The organism is Streptomyces sp. TE5632 (assembly GCF_054061295.1).
Window position 1 is genome coordinate 3,705,870 of sequence record NZ_JBSSEA010000003.1, and the last position, 13,906, is coordinate 3,719,775.

Annotated in this window: 11 protein-coding genes and 1 pseudogene; 4 read left to right on the forward strand and 8 right to left on the reverse strand. The window is 73.0% G+C overall.

Annotated features, from left to right (window positions below; genetic code table 11):
* Nucleotides 1–127: 127 nt before the first annotated feature.
* From ACVW19_RS22245 to ACVW19_RS22265, 5 genes are all read right to left on the reverse strand, one after another.
* Nucleotides 128–2,797, reverse strand: coding sequence for a LuxR C-terminal-related transcriptional regulator (locus ACVW19_RS22245; RefSeq protein WP_457461178.1), 2,670 nt, complete (start codon nt 2,795–2,797; stop codon nt 128–130).
* 227 nt (nt 2,798–3,024) lie between these two features.
* Nucleotides 3,025–4,674: an MFS transporter gene (locus ACVW19_RS22250; RefSeq protein WP_457461180.1), complete on the reverse strand. Its 1,650-nt coding sequence runs from the start codon at nt 4,672–4,674 to the stop codon at nt 3,025–3,027.
* Nucleotides 4,675–4,920: 246 nt separating this feature from the next.
* Nucleotides 4,921–5,394, reverse strand: a complete 474-nt coding sequence (locus tag ACVW19_RS22255) for a MarR family winged helix-turn-helix transcriptional regulator (RefSeq protein WP_457461182.1) — start codon at nt 5,392–5,394, stop codon at nt 4,921–4,923.
* 83 nt (nt 5,395–5,477) lie between these two features.
* Nucleotides 5,478–6,329 carry a SirB1 family protein gene (locus tag ACVW19_RS22260; protein ID WP_457461184.1) on the reverse strand — a complete coding sequence of 284 codons (852 nt, stop codon included), beginning with the start codon at nt 6,327–6,329 and terminating at the stop codon, nt 5,478–5,480.
* A gap of 17 nt (nt 6,330–6,346) precedes the next feature.
* Nucleotides 6,347–7,375, reverse strand: coding sequence for a GNAT family N-acetyltransferase (locus tag ACVW19_RS22265; protein WP_457461186.1), 1,029 nt, complete (start codon nt 7,373–7,375; stop codon nt 6,347–6,349).
* Between the two features lie 140 nt (nt 7,376–7,515).
* Here ACVW19_RS22265 and fdxA point away from each other — a divergent pair, with 140 nt between their 5' ends.
* Both fdxA and ACVW19_RS22275 read left to right on the forward strand, forming a co-directional pair.
* Nucleotides 7,516–7,833, forward strand: coding sequence for a ferredoxin (fdxA, locus tag ACVW19_RS22270; RefSeq protein ID WP_042172700.1), 318 nt, complete (start codon nt 7,516–7,518; stop codon nt 7,831–7,833).
* A gap of 192 nt (nt 7,834–8,025) precedes the next feature.
* Nucleotides 8,026–9,123, forward strand: coding sequence for a bifunctional succinyldiaminopimelate transaminase/glutamate-prephenate aminotransferase (locus tag ACVW19_RS22275; RefSeq protein WP_457461187.1), 1,098 nt, complete (start codon nt 8,026–8,028; stop codon nt 9,121–9,123).
* A gap of 231 nt (nt 9,124–9,354) precedes the next feature.
* On the opposite strand, the pseudogene ACVW19_RS22280 reads toward ACVW19_RS22275, so the two are convergent.
* Nucleotides 9,355–9,511, reverse strand: a pseudogene (locus tag ACVW19_RS22280) (ATP-binding protein); the annotation flags it as partial.
* 336 nt (nt 9,512–9,847) lie between these two features.
* Nucleotides 9,848–10,882: a heavy metal transporter gene (locus tag ACVW19_RS22285; protein WP_457461189.1), complete on the reverse strand. Its 1,035-nt coding sequence runs from the start codon at nt 10,880–10,882 to the stop codon at nt 9,848–9,850.
* An 81-nt stretch (nt 10,883–10,963) separates the two neighbouring features.
* On the opposite strand from ACVW19_RS22285, the gene dapE reads away from it, so the two are divergent.
* Together dapE and ACVW19_RS22295 are read left to right on the forward strand one after the other, a co-directional pair.
* Nucleotides 10,964–12,043, forward strand: coding sequence for a succinyl-diaminopimelate desuccinylase (gene dapE / locus ACVW19_RS22290; protein WP_457461191.1), 1,080 nt, complete (start codon nt 10,964–10,966; stop codon nt 12,041–12,043).
* Between the two features lie 140 nt (nt 12,044–12,183).
* Nucleotides 12,184–12,942 (forward strand): LOG family protein, encoded by a 759-nt coding sequence (locus ACVW19_RS22295; protein ID WP_457461193.1) that lies wholly within the window; start codon nt 12,184–12,186, stop codon nt 12,940–12,942.
* Nucleotides 12,943–13,022: 80 nt separating this feature from the next.
* On the opposite strand, the gene folP is transcribed toward ACVW19_RS22295, so the two are convergent.
* The gene (gene folP / locus ACVW19_RS22300) at nt 13,023–13,883 is read right to left on the reverse strand and encodes a dihydropteroate synthase (protein WP_109376863.1); all 861 of its coding nucleotides are present in this window, start codon (nt 13,881–13,883) and stop codon (nt 13,023–13,025) included.
* Between the last annotated feature and the right edge of the window lie 23 nt (nt 13,884–13,906).

Genomic DNA, 13,906 nt, shown 5'->3' on the forward strand with positions numbered 1-13,906 from the left:
CTCCCACGGCTCGGGAGCGGCGGCAGAGGTGCTGCCACCCTTGCGATCGTCCACCCCTCCCGGCCGGCCCGCCCTCACCCGTGGCAGGTGAGCGGGGCGGTGAGCGGTCCGCGCGGGGCGGCCGTGCTCACAGCAGCCGCAGGTCGCGGGCCCGGCGTACGGCGTCGGCGCGGCGATTGACGTCGAGCTTCCGGTAGACGCTCTTGAGGTGGGTCTTCACCGTGTTGACCGACACATACAGGTCGGCGGCGATCTCCTCGGTCGTCATCATCCGCGCCAGCCGCCGCAGCACGTCCCGTTCCCGGCCGCTCAGCTCCTCCACCACGGGCGGTACGGCGGACGGCGGCACGTCGGCGGAGCCGGTGACGAGCCAGCCCGCGGCCAGTCCCCGCAGCGGGTCCGTGTCCAGCAGCGGTGCGATCCACGGCCCGGCGTCCACGAAGGGGCGGCGCAGATGCCCGTGCCGGGCGCCGCGCAGCGCCGCGGCGAGCCACCGGCGGGCGGTGGCCGGGTCCCCCGCCAGATGACCGCTCCGGGCCCGTACCAGGGCGGCCCGCACGGACACGCCGGGGCCGGTCCGGCCCGCGTCGCGCAGCGCGTCGAGGAGTTCGGCCGCCGCACCGGGACGGCCCGCGGCGAGCTGCATCCTGGCGGCCTCCACGACACAGGCCGGCTGGTCGAGGGGCACCTCGTGGAGCGCCTCGGCGGCTTCCTCCGGCCGTCCCTCGGCCAGGTGCGCGGCGGCCTCCGCCAGCGCCGCGTGGCCCCGCACCCAGGGGGAGGGCACCTCGGCGGTGACGTCCGGCCGGGCCGCCCGGACGGCGGCGCGCGCATCACCGCGGGCCAGCAGCAGCCGGGCCGTGGCGACGGCCCGCCCCGCCAGCGCGACCGGGTCGTGCGAGACGTCCCCCTCCGCGGGGGTGACCGCCTCGTCGAGCAGTTCCTGTGCCCGGTCCAGCTCGTCGCGGTCCACCGCCACCGCCGCCAGCACCAGCCGCTCCATGCCGGTGCCGGGAGGGCCGGGAAGGCTGTACCGCGCGGTCTCGGCCAGGGCCTGGGACGCCTTGTGCTCCGCCCGGCCGGGCCAGCCGTTGAGCTGGTCGATCAGCGCGAGTTGGGCCAGGGCGTCCTCCCTGGGCAGCGCGGTCGACGCCCCCTCGGGCCCGGTGGCGGCCGCGGTCAGGGCCGTCCGGGCGTCCTCGAAGCGGCCCGCCCACAGCCGGGCCGAGCCCAGATGGGTCAGCAGCAGCGCGGTGAGTTCGGGATGCCGGTCCAGCAGGTCGGCGGGTACGGCACCGCGCAGCTCCCCGGCCAGCCGGGCGGCCCGCTCCGCACGCGCCGAGGACCCCGTCAGCCGGGCCGCCAGCACCTCCAGCAGCGCCCAGCACAGCCGCGCCGCCGCCGGGTCCGCGGCCCCCTCGGCCAACTGCTTTTCGGCGCGCTCCAGATGGGCCGGTCCCCGGTCCAGGTCGCCGCGGGCGAGGTCGCGGGCCGCCCGGACGAGTTCCGGCGCGGGGCCCGTCGCGTCGGGCGTCATACGGGAGAACAGGTCGTCCAGACCGGCCGAGCGCAGCCCGGTGAACAACTGGCCGATGGCCAGATCGGAGACCAGGGTGCAGGCGGCGAAGTCCCAGTCACCGGCGGCGGCACCGTGGACGAGCGTCTCCGGCAGGAATCCCGCGTCCTTCAGCCAGTGCGCGGCCCGCCGGTGCAGTTCCGGTGCCAGACCGGGGTGTCGCATCGCCAGATGGGCCCGCAGGATCTCCGCGAACAACGGGTGCAGGCCGTACCAGGAGTGCCCGAGGTGCTGCACGAAGGCGTTGCGGTGGTGCAGGGAGTGCAGTACGGGCCCGGCGTCGGAGCGCCCCGTCAGCGCGTTCGCGAGGTCGGGGCAGAACCGCTCCAGGACGCTGACCCGCAGCAGCAGGTCCTGCGTGTCGGGCGGCTGGATGTTCAGCACCTCGGCCAGCAGGAAGTCGGCCACCGTGCTCTGCCCGGCCTCGAACTCCTTCAGATACGTCTCCGGGTCGGGGCTCTCCCGCGCGGCCAGCGCGCACAGCCGCAGCCCGGCGGCCCACCCCCGGGTACGGTCCACGAGGGCGTTCGCGACGGGCACGGGCAGGGACAGTCCGTGCCGGTCGAGGAGTTCGCCGGCCTCCCGCGCGGTGAACGCCAGTTCCGCGTCCCGGATCTCCGTCAGCTCCCCGGCGGCCCGGTAGCGGTGCAGCGGCAGCAGCGGTTCCGTACGGGACACCACGACCAGACGCAGGCCCCCTCCCGCGTGCCGCAGGACGAAGTCCAGCTGGGCGGCCGTCTCCGGCGCGGCGACCCGGTCGAACTCGTCGAGCACGAGGACCGCCGGCCGCCGCGCCGCCGCCGGGCCGCTCAGTTCGGCGGCCAGCCGGTTCAGCAGCACCTCGTCCACCCGGCTCGGGTCGGCGGGACAGCCCACCGCCGCGGGGCCCGGCACCCCGGCGGTGTGCAGGGCCCGCAGTACGTACGCCCAGAACACGCCGGGACGCAGATTCGGCGCGTCGGTGGTGAACCAGGCCACGGGACGGCCGAGGCCGGCCGCCCAGTCCGCGACGAGCAGGGTCTTGCCGGCTCCCGCCGCCCCGTTGACGATCGTCAGAGGTGTGGCGAGGGCACCGTCGAGATGACGGACCAGACGCTCCCGGCGCAGGAACGTGACCGGTCTCGGGGGGATGGCGTACCGGGTCCGCAGGAACGGGTCCCCCCGGGGATCGACACCGGGGAGTCCGGGGGTGTCCCGCTCCGGGACGTCGTCGATGGCCATGGCGCTCACCACCCACCGTCGGCCGCGTCACGCGCGGCGCCTCACCTCCCAGCATCCCAGCGTTCGCCCCGGCCCGCGCGTCGCGGCCGTGTCCGCGCGGGGGCGGCCCGGGAAGACACGGAGGCGGCGCTGCCGGGGGGCGAACCCGACCCCGGCAGCGCCGCCTACCGGGCATGCCCGCACGCATGCCCGAACGCGCGCTCGCACACACGCGCGTGCGCTGTCGCTCAGTGAGCGGCGGCGACCACTACGGACTCCTCGGCGTCCGCCGACTGGGCATCGCTGTTCCTCATCTCCTCGGCGCGGCTCTTGACGCCGAGGACGGCGACCACGGCACCGAGGACGCACAGGACGCCGGTGACGGTGACGGCGGAGTGCAGACCGTTGACGAACGCCTGGCCACTGCCCTCGACGACCGCGGCCTTGATCTGTGCCGACATGTCGCCGGAGACCGGGGCGATGCCCATCGTGACGGCGTCCTCGGCCTGCTGCAGGCCGCGCGCCGTGTCCGTCGGGACACCTGCCTCGGTCAGCTCACCGAACAGCGAGGAACCGACCTTCCCGGCGATCACGGTGACCAGCACCGAGGTACCGAGCGCGCCACCGATCTGCAGCATCGTGGACTGCAGGCCGGACGCCACACCGCCGTCCCTGACCGGCGCGTTGCCGATGATCGCGGCGGCGGTGGCGGGCAGCACGATGCCGACGCCGAGGCCCATCGCGATGAACGGCGGCCACATCGTCGCGTAGGACGAGTCGACGGTCCAGGTGAGCATGCCGAACATGGCGGCGGCCGAGAGGGCCAGACCCAGCGGAATCGTGACGCGTGCGCCGAAACGGGCGGTCAGCTGGGAGCCGATCGGAGAGGCGAACAGCGACGCGATGGACATCGGCAGGGTGCTGATACCGGCCTCGACCGGCGTGTAGCCCCGCACGTTCTGCAGGTACAGCATGATGAAGAAGATGCCGCCGAGCATCACGAAGAAGTTCAGCAGGGTCATGACCGCACCGGTGGTCAGCGACCGGTTGCGGAACAGGCGCATCGGCAGCAGCGGGTGCTCCTGCCGGGTCTCGTACCAGCCGAAGACGACCAGGAGCGCCAGACCGAGGACGATGGCGCCGAGGGTTCCGGCGGAGGACCAGCCCCACGTCTCGCCCTTGACGATGCCGAAGACCAGGGCGACCATGCCCGCGGCGAGCAGGACGACGCCGGGGATGTCGAAGCGGTGCCGGCCGGTGGAGTTCTTGGACTCGGCGAGGACCGCCGTGCTGAACAGCAGCGCGACGACGCCGATCGGCGCGTTCAGGTAGAAGACCGACTCCCAGTCGACGTGCTCGACGAGCAGACCGCCGACGATCGGGCCCAGCGAGGTCGACACGGCCGAGACCATGCCCCAGATGCCCACCGCGAGCGCGAACCGCTTCGGCGGGAAGACGGCGCGCAGGATGCCCAGGGTGTTGGGCATCAGGATGCCGCCGGCCACACCCTGCAGGGCGCGGAAGAGGATGACGCCCTCGATGCTGCCGGCCAGACCGATCGCGACCGAGGTGACGACGAACCCGCCGACGCCGACGAGGTAGTAGAAGCGCCGGCCGAACCGGTCGCCGAGCTTGCCGCCGAGGATCATCGAGGCGGCGAGCGCGATCAGGTAGGAGTTGGTGACCCACTGCAGTTCCGCGGTGCTGGCCCCGAGGTCCTTGCCGATCGCCGGGTTGGCGATGGCGACGACGGAACCGTCGAGCTGCACCATGAGCAGGCCGAACGACACCGCGATCAGCGCGAGCCAGGGGTTGGCCCGGAGGCGCTCGAGCGTCGACTGCGGGGAAGCGGCCGTGCCGGGGGCGGGGGCGGAGTGATCCACGGGCGTGGACGCCATGAAGAGAGCCGTTTCTTTCTCAAAGGGGGACGAACGAACCGCACGGCGCACGGCCGCGGTCGGGCAGCCGGGTGTGCGGGGCCGGGCCGTGAGCGGGGCGGCCCACGGGGAACCGCCCCGAGGCGGCACTGCCTCGGGGATGGACCGCCTTGGGGGACTTGGGGAAGGGGGGAGGAGCGGTGGGAAGCCGAACGCCTCACCGCGGGCACGCGCGCGACGCGCGTGCCCGTGCCGCTGACGACCTCGTCAGCGGGCCGCCGAGTGGAGGTGCCGGGTCAGTGCTTTCAGTGCGCCGACGGCGGAACCGAGCGCGTCCAGCTCACCGTCGGTGAGGGACTGCAGCGCCCGGCCGAGATGGCTCTGCTCGAGAGCGCCCACCTCGGCGATGCGCTGCCGCGAGGACTCCGTGAGGTGGAGGTGGGCGATCCGCTTGTCGGCGCCGTCCTGCCGGCGCTCCAGTTCTCCCCGCTCCGTGAGCTGGGAGACCAGCGCGCTGACGTTGTTGGGCTTCATCAGCAGCGCCTCGGCCGCCTCACGCACCGTGGCGCCCTCACGCCGGGCGACGAACCTCAGCAGTGCGAGCTGTCCCTCGGGCGGCTTCGGGTGCGGATACTCGCTCGCCACCCGCCGGTCCAGGGCCCGGTGCAGCGCGGGCAGGCACGCCGCGAGCTCGGAGCTCACGTGCGCGACGCGCTGTTCGGGGGCACTGCTTCTGGACACCCGAAGAGGATAAGTATCCAGTCATATCTATGTCAAGAGAGGTATGTGATCGGCGCCCCAAGCCTCTGGTTGAGGTCGGCCCCCTAGTTGAGCAGGGCCCGTGCCGCTCGGGCCTGGCCTCGGATCCGTTCCGCGGTCGGCTCGTCCACCGCGGCCACCACCTCGGCGTACGCCTCCAGCTCGTCCGCGCCGTCGGCGAAGTCGCCGCGCTGCACCAGCAGCTGGGCCCGCTCGTACCGCAGCCGGGCCGGCCGGGAGGGGAGCAGCAGGGACAGCTCCACCGCCCACAGCGCCACGTCCGACCGCTCCGGGCGGGCGGCCGCCCACGCCCGGATGTTGTTCAGGATCCGCAGGACGACGTCCAGCGGATCGGCCGGCGTCAGCATCGACGCGTCCAGCGGTGCCCCCGTGGCCCCGGCGACCAGCAGATCCGCGTCGGCCCCGGTCAGCACCCGCCCTCCGTCGAAGGGGTCGACGAGCACCCGCTGCTCCGCCTTTCCGAGGCCCACCACGAAGTGTCCGGGGAGCGCGACCCCGTACACCGGGGCGCCCGCCCGCCGGGCCACCTCCAGCCACACCACCGACAGCAGGATCGGCAGCCCGCGCCGACGGCGCAGTACCTCGTGCAGCAGCGACGACTCCAGACGCTGGTAGTCGCCCGGGGTGCCGTGGAAGCCGTACCGCTCACCCAGCAGTTCCCGCAGTGCCGTCGCCCAGGCGCGCGGGGAGCCGGGCCGGTAGGGGAGCCGGCCCGCCAGCGCGTCCAGCTCGATCTGCGCGGCGTCCATGCCCGCCTCGTCCAGCGTGCCGTCCGCCTCCGCGCCGACCAGCAGACAGAGCGTGATCAGATCCGGCTGCTCGGAGCGGGCCTCCTCGGTGAACCGCCGTCGCAGCTCGGCGGACCGTTCCGGGGGCGGGGGGCAGGGGGAGCGCATGACCGGTCAGTGCCCTCTCACGGCGATCCGTCACCTGCCGGAGCCGGTGAGCCGGGCGCGCGGTAGTGGTGGTACGTGTGATGCGTGGCGAAGCCCATTCTGTCGTACAGGGCGCGTGCTTCCACGTTGTCGTCCTCGACCTGGAGCCATGCGGCCGACGCGCCCTCCTCGAGCGCCCGCCGGGCCAGCGCCGCCATCACGGCCGTCGCGAGCCCGCGCCGCCGCCGCGCCGGGTCCACCTCGACCGCCGCGAAGCCCGCCCACCGCCCGTCGACGACGCACCGCCCGATCGCGGCGGGCGCGGGGTCGCCCGGCACGGTCGCGAACCACACGGAGGGCCCTCCGTTCAGGACCTCCAGGGCCACCTCGCTCACCCCCCTGCGCCGGTAGCGCGTGAGCCACGCCTCGTCGGCCTCCCGGGACAGCACGACCCCGGATCCCTCGGACGGGTCGGTCAGGTCGGCGATCGGGGCGAGGCCGCCGATCCACAGTTCGGCGGTCACCTCGCGCACCCAGCCCCGCCGTTCCAGCTCCGCGCACAGCTGCTCCTGCGCGCCCGCGGCGCCGGTCGCCGTCTGGAGGTAGGCGGGCAGCCCCCGGTCGGCGTACCAGCGGCATACGGCCGTCAGTGCCTCGTCCAGCGGCATGCCCGGATCGCCTAGCGGCAGCACGGAGTTGGCCCGGCGGGTGAAACCGGCCGCCGCCCGCAGCTCCCACTCGCCCAGCCGCTCGCTCTCCACCGGCCGCCACGCCCGTGCGGCGACCCGCGCCAGTTCCTCGTACGAGGCGGCCGGACCGCGCCTGCGGGCCGGTGCGGACGGCACCACCTTGCCCGCGACCAGCGCGGATTCCGCGATGTGGACGCTCTCCCCGTTCTTCCGTGTGATCTGCAACACGCCGTTGTCCCATGATGTGAGAACTCCGACCGTGTCGGTGAACCTCTCACCCGGCGGACCGTGTTCGATCAAGCTCCGTACGGATACCCGTTTGCCCACGTCAGCAGCAGTGACGCGGACCTCGAGACGTCCGGCCGCAGATATTTCCACAGGTCAGTTCACCCCTCCTGTTCGGATCATGCCCGGGAACGGAGATACTAGGGGCGGGCATCGACGACGCCGCGCTCCCGCGCGCCAGGCGGCGGAGCCTGAGGAGGCCCGCCGGCGCCCAATCGAGGAGGAACGACAGCGTGACCTACGTCATCGCGCAGCCTTGTGTCGACGTGAAGGACAAGGCGTGCATCGAGGAGTGCCCGGTCGACTGCATCTACGAGGGCCGGCGGTCCTTGTACATCCACCCGGACGAATGTGTCGACTGTGGCGCCTGTGAACCGGTCTGCCCGGTCGAGGCCATCTTCTACGAGGACGACACTCCCGAGGAGTGGAAGGACTACTACAAGGCGAACGTCGAGTTCTTCGACGACCTCGGCTCGCCCGGCGGCGCCAGCAAGCTGGGGCTGATCGAGCGAGACCACCCGTTCATCGCCGCGTTGCCGCCGCAGGCCTAGGGCGCGCTGCTCGCGCATCGGCGGTGCGCCCCGGAAACCGGAGCCTGCCGTCGCGCGCGGCCCGCACGTCTGTGCCGCCTCGGTTCCGTACGGTCCGGTCGAATCCGATCGCCGCACGGGACCGAGGCGTTTGCCGTACCGGTGCAGCAGCGGCGCGGCAGCAGTGCCGCACCAGAAAGTGAGCCAGAACCCGTGTCCGCAGTCTCCGACCGGCTGCCCACCTTTCCCTGGGACAAGCTGGAGCCCTACAAGAAGACGGCCGCCGGGCACCCCGACGGCATCGTCGACCTCTCGGTCGGCACCCCCGTCGACCCGGTCCCCGAACGGATCCAGAAGGCCCTGATCGCCGCGGCGGACTCCCCGGGCTATCCCACGGTCTGGGGCACCCCGGAACTGCGCGACGCGCTCACCCGCTGGTTGGAGCGTCGTCTGGGTGCCCGCGAGGTCACCCACCGCCATGTGCTGCCGGTCGTCGGCTCCAAGGAACTGGTCGCCTGGCTCCCCACCCAGCTGGGCCTCGGCCCCGGCGACCGGGTGGCGTACCCGCGCCTGGCCTATCCGACGTACGAGGTCGGCGCCCGCCTGGCCCGCGCGGAGCACGAGGCGTACGACGACCCGACCGAACTGGACCCGACGGGCCTGAAGCTCCTCTGGCTGAACTCCCCGTCCAACCCGACGGGGAAGGTGCTCTCCAAGGCGGAGCTGACCCGGATCGTCGCCTGGGCCCGTGAGCACGGCGTCCTCGTCTTCTCCGACGAGTGCTACCTCGAACTGGGCTGGGACGCCGAACCGGTCTCGGTGCTGCACCCCGACGTCAACGGCGGTTCGTACGAGGGCGTCGTCTCCGTGCACTCGCTGTCCAAGCGGTCCAACCTCGCGGGCTACCGCGCCGCCTTCCTGGCCGGTGACCCCGACGTCCTCGGACCGCTGCTGCAGATCCGCAAGCACGGCGGCATGATGACCTCGGCGCCCACCCAGGCGGCCATGGTGGCGGCGCTGGGCGACGACGAGCACGTGCGCGTCCAGCGCGAGCGGTACGCGGCCCGCCGCACCGCCCTGCGGATGGCCCTCCTGGGGCACGGCTTCCGGATCGAGCACAGTGAGGCCGGGCTCTACCTGTGGGCCACCCGCGACGAGTCCTGCTGGGACACCGTCGGCCGCCTCGCCGAGCGCGGCGTCCTGGTCGCGCCGGGCGACTTCTACGGCCCGGCGGGCGAGAAGTTCGTACGCGTCGCCGTGACCGCCACGGACGAGCGCGTACGCGCGGCGGTGGAGCGCCTGAAGGCGTGACGCGGCGAGCGTGACGCCGCGGAGAGCCCGGCATGCGCGGACGGGGCCCGGGAGAACCCGGGCCCCGTCCGCGTGGGGGCGTGCACCGGCGTACGTGCCGGGCGGGTCAGCCGATCGGCAGCGACGCGGCCGGCAGGGTGTGGGCGGTCGGCACGCCGTCCAGGGGGAGGGATCCGGTGGTGCCCGTGGCGTCGTTGACGACCTGCGTCGTGTCGTTCACGGGGGAGGCCAGGTTCGACCCGTCCAGGGCGGTCAGCCCGCCGACGTTCGGGGTGGCCGGCAGCTCGGGGGCCGCGACGGCGGAACCGGCCGCACCGACCCCGGCGGCCGCTCCGGCGGCGACGAGCAGCGCGACACGGGCGATCCGGCGGGTCAGGGGGAGGGACATGGTGCTCCTTGAGCGGGAGGGAACGATGGCGTGTCCATCCGGACCCGGTGGTCGATCTCCGGGCTCGGACGCAGTGACTACCGCTCGAAGGCCGGGAAGGTTGCGGCAGGGCGACGTAAAGAGTTGGCAATGCGTCGCATGATCGGCTGTGTATAAAAACGGACGAACGGTGTGCGGTTCGACGGGCTGCCGAATGGTTACGGCAGCGCAGCCCCAAGGGATACCGCCGTACCGGGGCTGACGACGCGACGACCCGCGCCCGCCGTCAGCGGCCCGCGCTCCGTACAACCCCTGGGAGCGACCTCTCGCACCACTGTGCGGCGCTACCGGGCGGCACTACGGCGCGGTCGTGATCCGGACCTCTCCCGCGGCCTTGCCGTTCTTGCCGTTCTTGCCGTCGGCCTCGTTGTCGAGCGTGCGCCACTGGCTGTCGGCGTTCCCCGCGGTCCACTCCCGCCCGGCGTACACCACCCGCTCTATGTGCAACTCGGAGGCGTTGGCCACGGCCCAGTGTGCGAGCTGCCAGCCCTGTGACCCGGCCTTCCGTCCCGCGTCGGCGTCGGCGCGGACCGACAACGTCACGGTCCGCCCGTCGGGGTCGACGTCGGCATCCGCCAAGGGCGCGGCGGGCGCGTCGGATGCGTCGGGCGCGGCGGACTGCGCGGGGGAGGGGGCCGAGGAGCCCGCCGTGTCGCTCACCTCGGCGCCGGCCGGCTCCAGCGTGCCCCCTCCGAAGTCCCGGGCCAGCGCCGCGCGTACCGCGTCCGTACCCGCCGCACGGGCCGTCCCCGGACGGCCCTTGCAGGTCAGGGTGGCCGCCGAGTGGCCGGTGAGGGCGGCGGCCAGCAGGGTGGCGTCCGGCTCGTGCTTGGCGTACGCCTGCGGGAAGCCGCTGAGCTGCACCCGCTGCGCGGCGACGGTGAGCGGCAGCCGGGTGTAGCCCGGCACCTTCTCCAGGCCCTCGTAGAACTTCTCCGCCGAGTACACCGGGTCCATGATCTCCTCCGGTGTGCCCCAGCCCTGCGAGGGCCGCTGCTGGAACAGGCCGAGCGAGTCGCGGTCGCCGTAGTCGATGTTCCGCAGCGCCGACTCCTGGAGGGCCGTCGCCAGCGCGATCGTCACGGCCCGCTCGGGCAGTTCGCGCGCGGTGCCCACGGCGGTGATCGTCGCCGCGTTCACCGCCTGCTCCGGCGTGAACTCGTACGTGGCGCCGTCGCCCTTGCCCGACACGACGCGGCAGCCCGGTCCGCCGCCGCCCCCCGATTCGTACTGGACCACGAGGTAGCCGGCGACTCCGAGGAGAACCACGGAGGCCGCCCCGAAGCGGAAGAGGCGGCCACGACGCTTGGAAGGAAGAGGTGGCTCTGACACGCGTACAAGGTACTGGAGAGTACGAGGCGTGTGTGCCGGGTGTGGACAGTGTGACCGGACCCGCGCGTTAGGGTCGTCGTCATGGCCGACATCCCGCTTGACCTCACCCTGGACGCGGCACGACTGACCGCGCGGCTCGTCGACTTCCCCTCCGTCAGCGGCACCGAGAAGCCGCTGGCGGACGCGATCGAGTCCGTCCTGCGCGAGCTGCCGCACCTCACGGTCGACCGGTACGGCAACAACGTCGTGGCCCGGACGAACCTCGGACGCGCGGAGCGTGTGATCCTCGCCGGTCACATCGACACCGTCCCGATCGCGGACAACGTCCCCTCCCGGCTCGACGCGGACGGCGTGCTGTGGGGCTGCGGCACCTGCGACATGAAGGCGGGTGTGGCGGTCCAACTGCGCATCGCGGCCACCGTCCCCGCCCCCAACCGGGACCTGACCTTCGTCTTCTACGACAACGAGGAGGTCGCCGCGGACCTCAACGGGCTGAAGCACGTCGCCGAGCAGCACCCCGACTGGCTGGAGGGCGACTTCGCGGTACTCCTCGAGCCCTCCGACGGCCAGGTGGAGGGCGGCTGCCAGGGCACCCTCCGGGTGCTGCTGAGGACCACGGGCGAACGCGCCCACTCCGCGCGGAGCTGGATGGGTTCCAACGCGATCCACGCGGCGGCCCCCATCCTGGCCCGCCTCGCCTCCTACGAGCCGCGCCACCCGGTGATCGACGGCCTGGAGTACCGGGAGGGCCTGAACGCGGTGGGCATCTCCGGGGGCGTGGCCGGCAACGTCATCCCCGACGAGTGCGTCGTCACCGTCAACTTCCGCTACGCGCCCGACCGTTCGGAGGCAGAGGCCCTGGCCCATGTGCGCGAGGTCTTCGCGGACTGCGGCGTGGCCGAGTTCGTCGTCGACGACCACAGCGGTGCGGCCCTGCCCGGTCTGTCCCACCCGGCCGCGGCGGCCTTCATCGAGGCCGTGGGCGGCACCCCCCAGCCCAAGTACGGCTGGACGGACGTCTCCCGCTTCTCGGCGCTCGGCGTCCCGGCGGTCAACTACGGTCCCGGCAACCCGCACCTGGCGCACAAGCGGGACGAACGCGTGGACACGGCGAAGATCCTGGCGGGGGAGGAGCGGCTGCGGTCCTGGCTGACCGCGTGAGGGCGTTTCGGAACGCTGTCCCGCGGACATGCTGACGTCCCCCGTACGTAACCCGCGTGGATCTACGCTGAAGTGGAACGTTCTCTCCCCGGCACCTCGGCGTCCCCCGAGCGGGGAGACCGCAACAGGAGGGAGCACATATGGCTACTGGCAACCCCGAGGGCAAGAAGAGCCCACCGGAGGAACAGCGCCTGGGCCCGGTGCTCCGCAGGCGGAGCCAGGTCCAGACGAGCACCACGGACCAGCGGCTGCTGGACGGGCGCGCGCCCTCGGACTGGGTGCACACCGACCCCTGGCGGGTGCTGCGCATCCAGTCGGAGTTCATCGAGGGCTTCGGCGCGCTCGCCGAGCTGCCGCCCGCCATCAGCGTCTTCGGCTCGGCGCGCACACCGGTGGACTCGCCGGAGTACGAGACCGGTGTCCGGCTGGGCCGGGGACTGGTCGAGGCGGGCTTCGCGGTGGTCACCGGCGGCGGCCCCGGGGCCATGGAAGCGGCCAACAAGGGCGCGTGCGAGGCCCATGGCGTATCGGTCGGCCTCGGCATCGAGCTGCCGTTCGAGCAGGGGCTGAACAGCTACGTCGACATCGGCCTGAACTTCCGGTACTTCTTCGTGCGCAAGCTGATGTTCGTCAAGTACTCGCAGGGCTTCGTGGTCCTGCCCGGCGGACTCGGCACCCTCGACGAACTCTTCGAGGCCCTGACCCTGGTCCAGACGCAGAAGATCACCCAGTTCCCCATCGTCCTGTTCGGCACCGACTACTGGGGCGGTCTGGTCGACTGGCTGCACGGCACGGTCATCGCCCAGGGCAAGGCGGCCGACAAGGACCTCCTCCTCTTCCACGTCACGGACGACGTCGACGAAGCGGTGTCCCTGGTGTCCAAGGAAGCGGGCCGCTGAGACGGCAGGGCGTGAGGGCGCGGCGCCCCGGCCGGGTGCGCGGGGGCGGCGCCCCCGCGCACCCCCGGCGGGGGTGCGCCCTACGCCAGCCCCCGGCGGGCCACCGCGGGATCGCGATGCCCCGCGATCGACGCCACCATGTCCAGCACCTGCCGCGTCTCCGCGACCTCGTGCACCCGGTACACCCGTGCCCCCAGCCACGCCGACACCGCCGTCGTCGCCAGCGTCCCCAGCACCCGCTCCTTCACCGGCCGGTCCAGCGTCTCCCCGACGAAGTCCTTGTTGGACAGCGACACCAGCACCGGCCACCCGGTGGCGACCATCTCGTCCAGCCGCCGCGTCGCCTCGAGGCTGTGCCGGGTGTTCTTCCCGAAATCGTGCCCGGGGTCGATCATCACCGACTCCCGCGGCACCCCCAGCGCCACGGCCCGCTCCGCCAGTCCCACGGTCCGCTCGAGGATGTCGGCCATCACGTCCTCGTACGTCACCCGGTGCGGCCGGGTCCGCGGCCGGGCGCCCCCCGCGTGGGTGCACACCAGCCCCGCGCCGTACCGCGCGGCGACCTCCGCGAGCCGCGGGTCGACTCCGCCCCACGCGTCGTTGAGCACATCCGCCCCGGCCTCGCACACTGCCTCGCCCACGTCGTGCCGCCAGGTGTCCACGCTGATCACGACGTCCGGGAAGCGCCGCCGCACCTCGGCGACGAAACCGACCGTCCGCCGTGCCTCCTCCTCGGCGGACACCTCTTCGCCCGGCCCGGCCTTCACCCCGCCGATGTCGATGATCGCGGCACCCTCCGCCACCGCCTGCTCCACGCGCGCGAGCGCCGGTTCGTCGCGGAAGGTCGCGCCCTGGTCGTAGAAGGAGTCCGGGGTCCGGTTCACGATCGCCATGATCACCGGCTCGTGCGGTGCGAATTCCCGCCTGCCCAGCCTGAACATCCCCTGTGACCTCTCCTCGTTCG

What these genes read in the sequence shown, in the direction of transcription:
- ACVW19_RS22245 (WP_457461178.1), bottom strand. Translation starts at nt 2,797, where the DNA reads ATGGCCATCGACGACGTCCCGGAGCGGGACACCCCCGGACTCCCCGGT.
- ACVW19_RS22250 (WP_457461180.1), bottom strand. Translation starts at nt 4,674, where the DNA reads ATGGCGTCCACGCCCGTGGATCACTCCGCCCCCGCCCCCGGCACGGCC.
- ACVW19_RS22260 (WP_457461184.1), bottom strand. Translation starts at nt 6,329, where the DNA reads ATGCGCTCCCCCTGCCCCCCGCCCCCGGAACGGTCCGCCGAGCTGCGA.
- dapE (WP_457461191.1), top strand. Translation starts at nt 10,964, where the DNA reads ATGGCCGACATCCCGCTTGACCTCACCCTGGACGCGGCACGACTGACC.
- ACVW19_RS22295 (WP_457461193.1), top strand. Translation starts at nt 12,184, where the DNA reads ATGGCTACTGGCAACCCCGAGGGCAAGAAGAGCCCACCGGAGGAACAG.
- folP (WP_109376863.1), bottom strand. Translation starts at nt 13,883, where the DNA reads ATGTTCAGGCTGGGCAGGCGGGAATTCGCACCGCACGAGCCGGTGATC.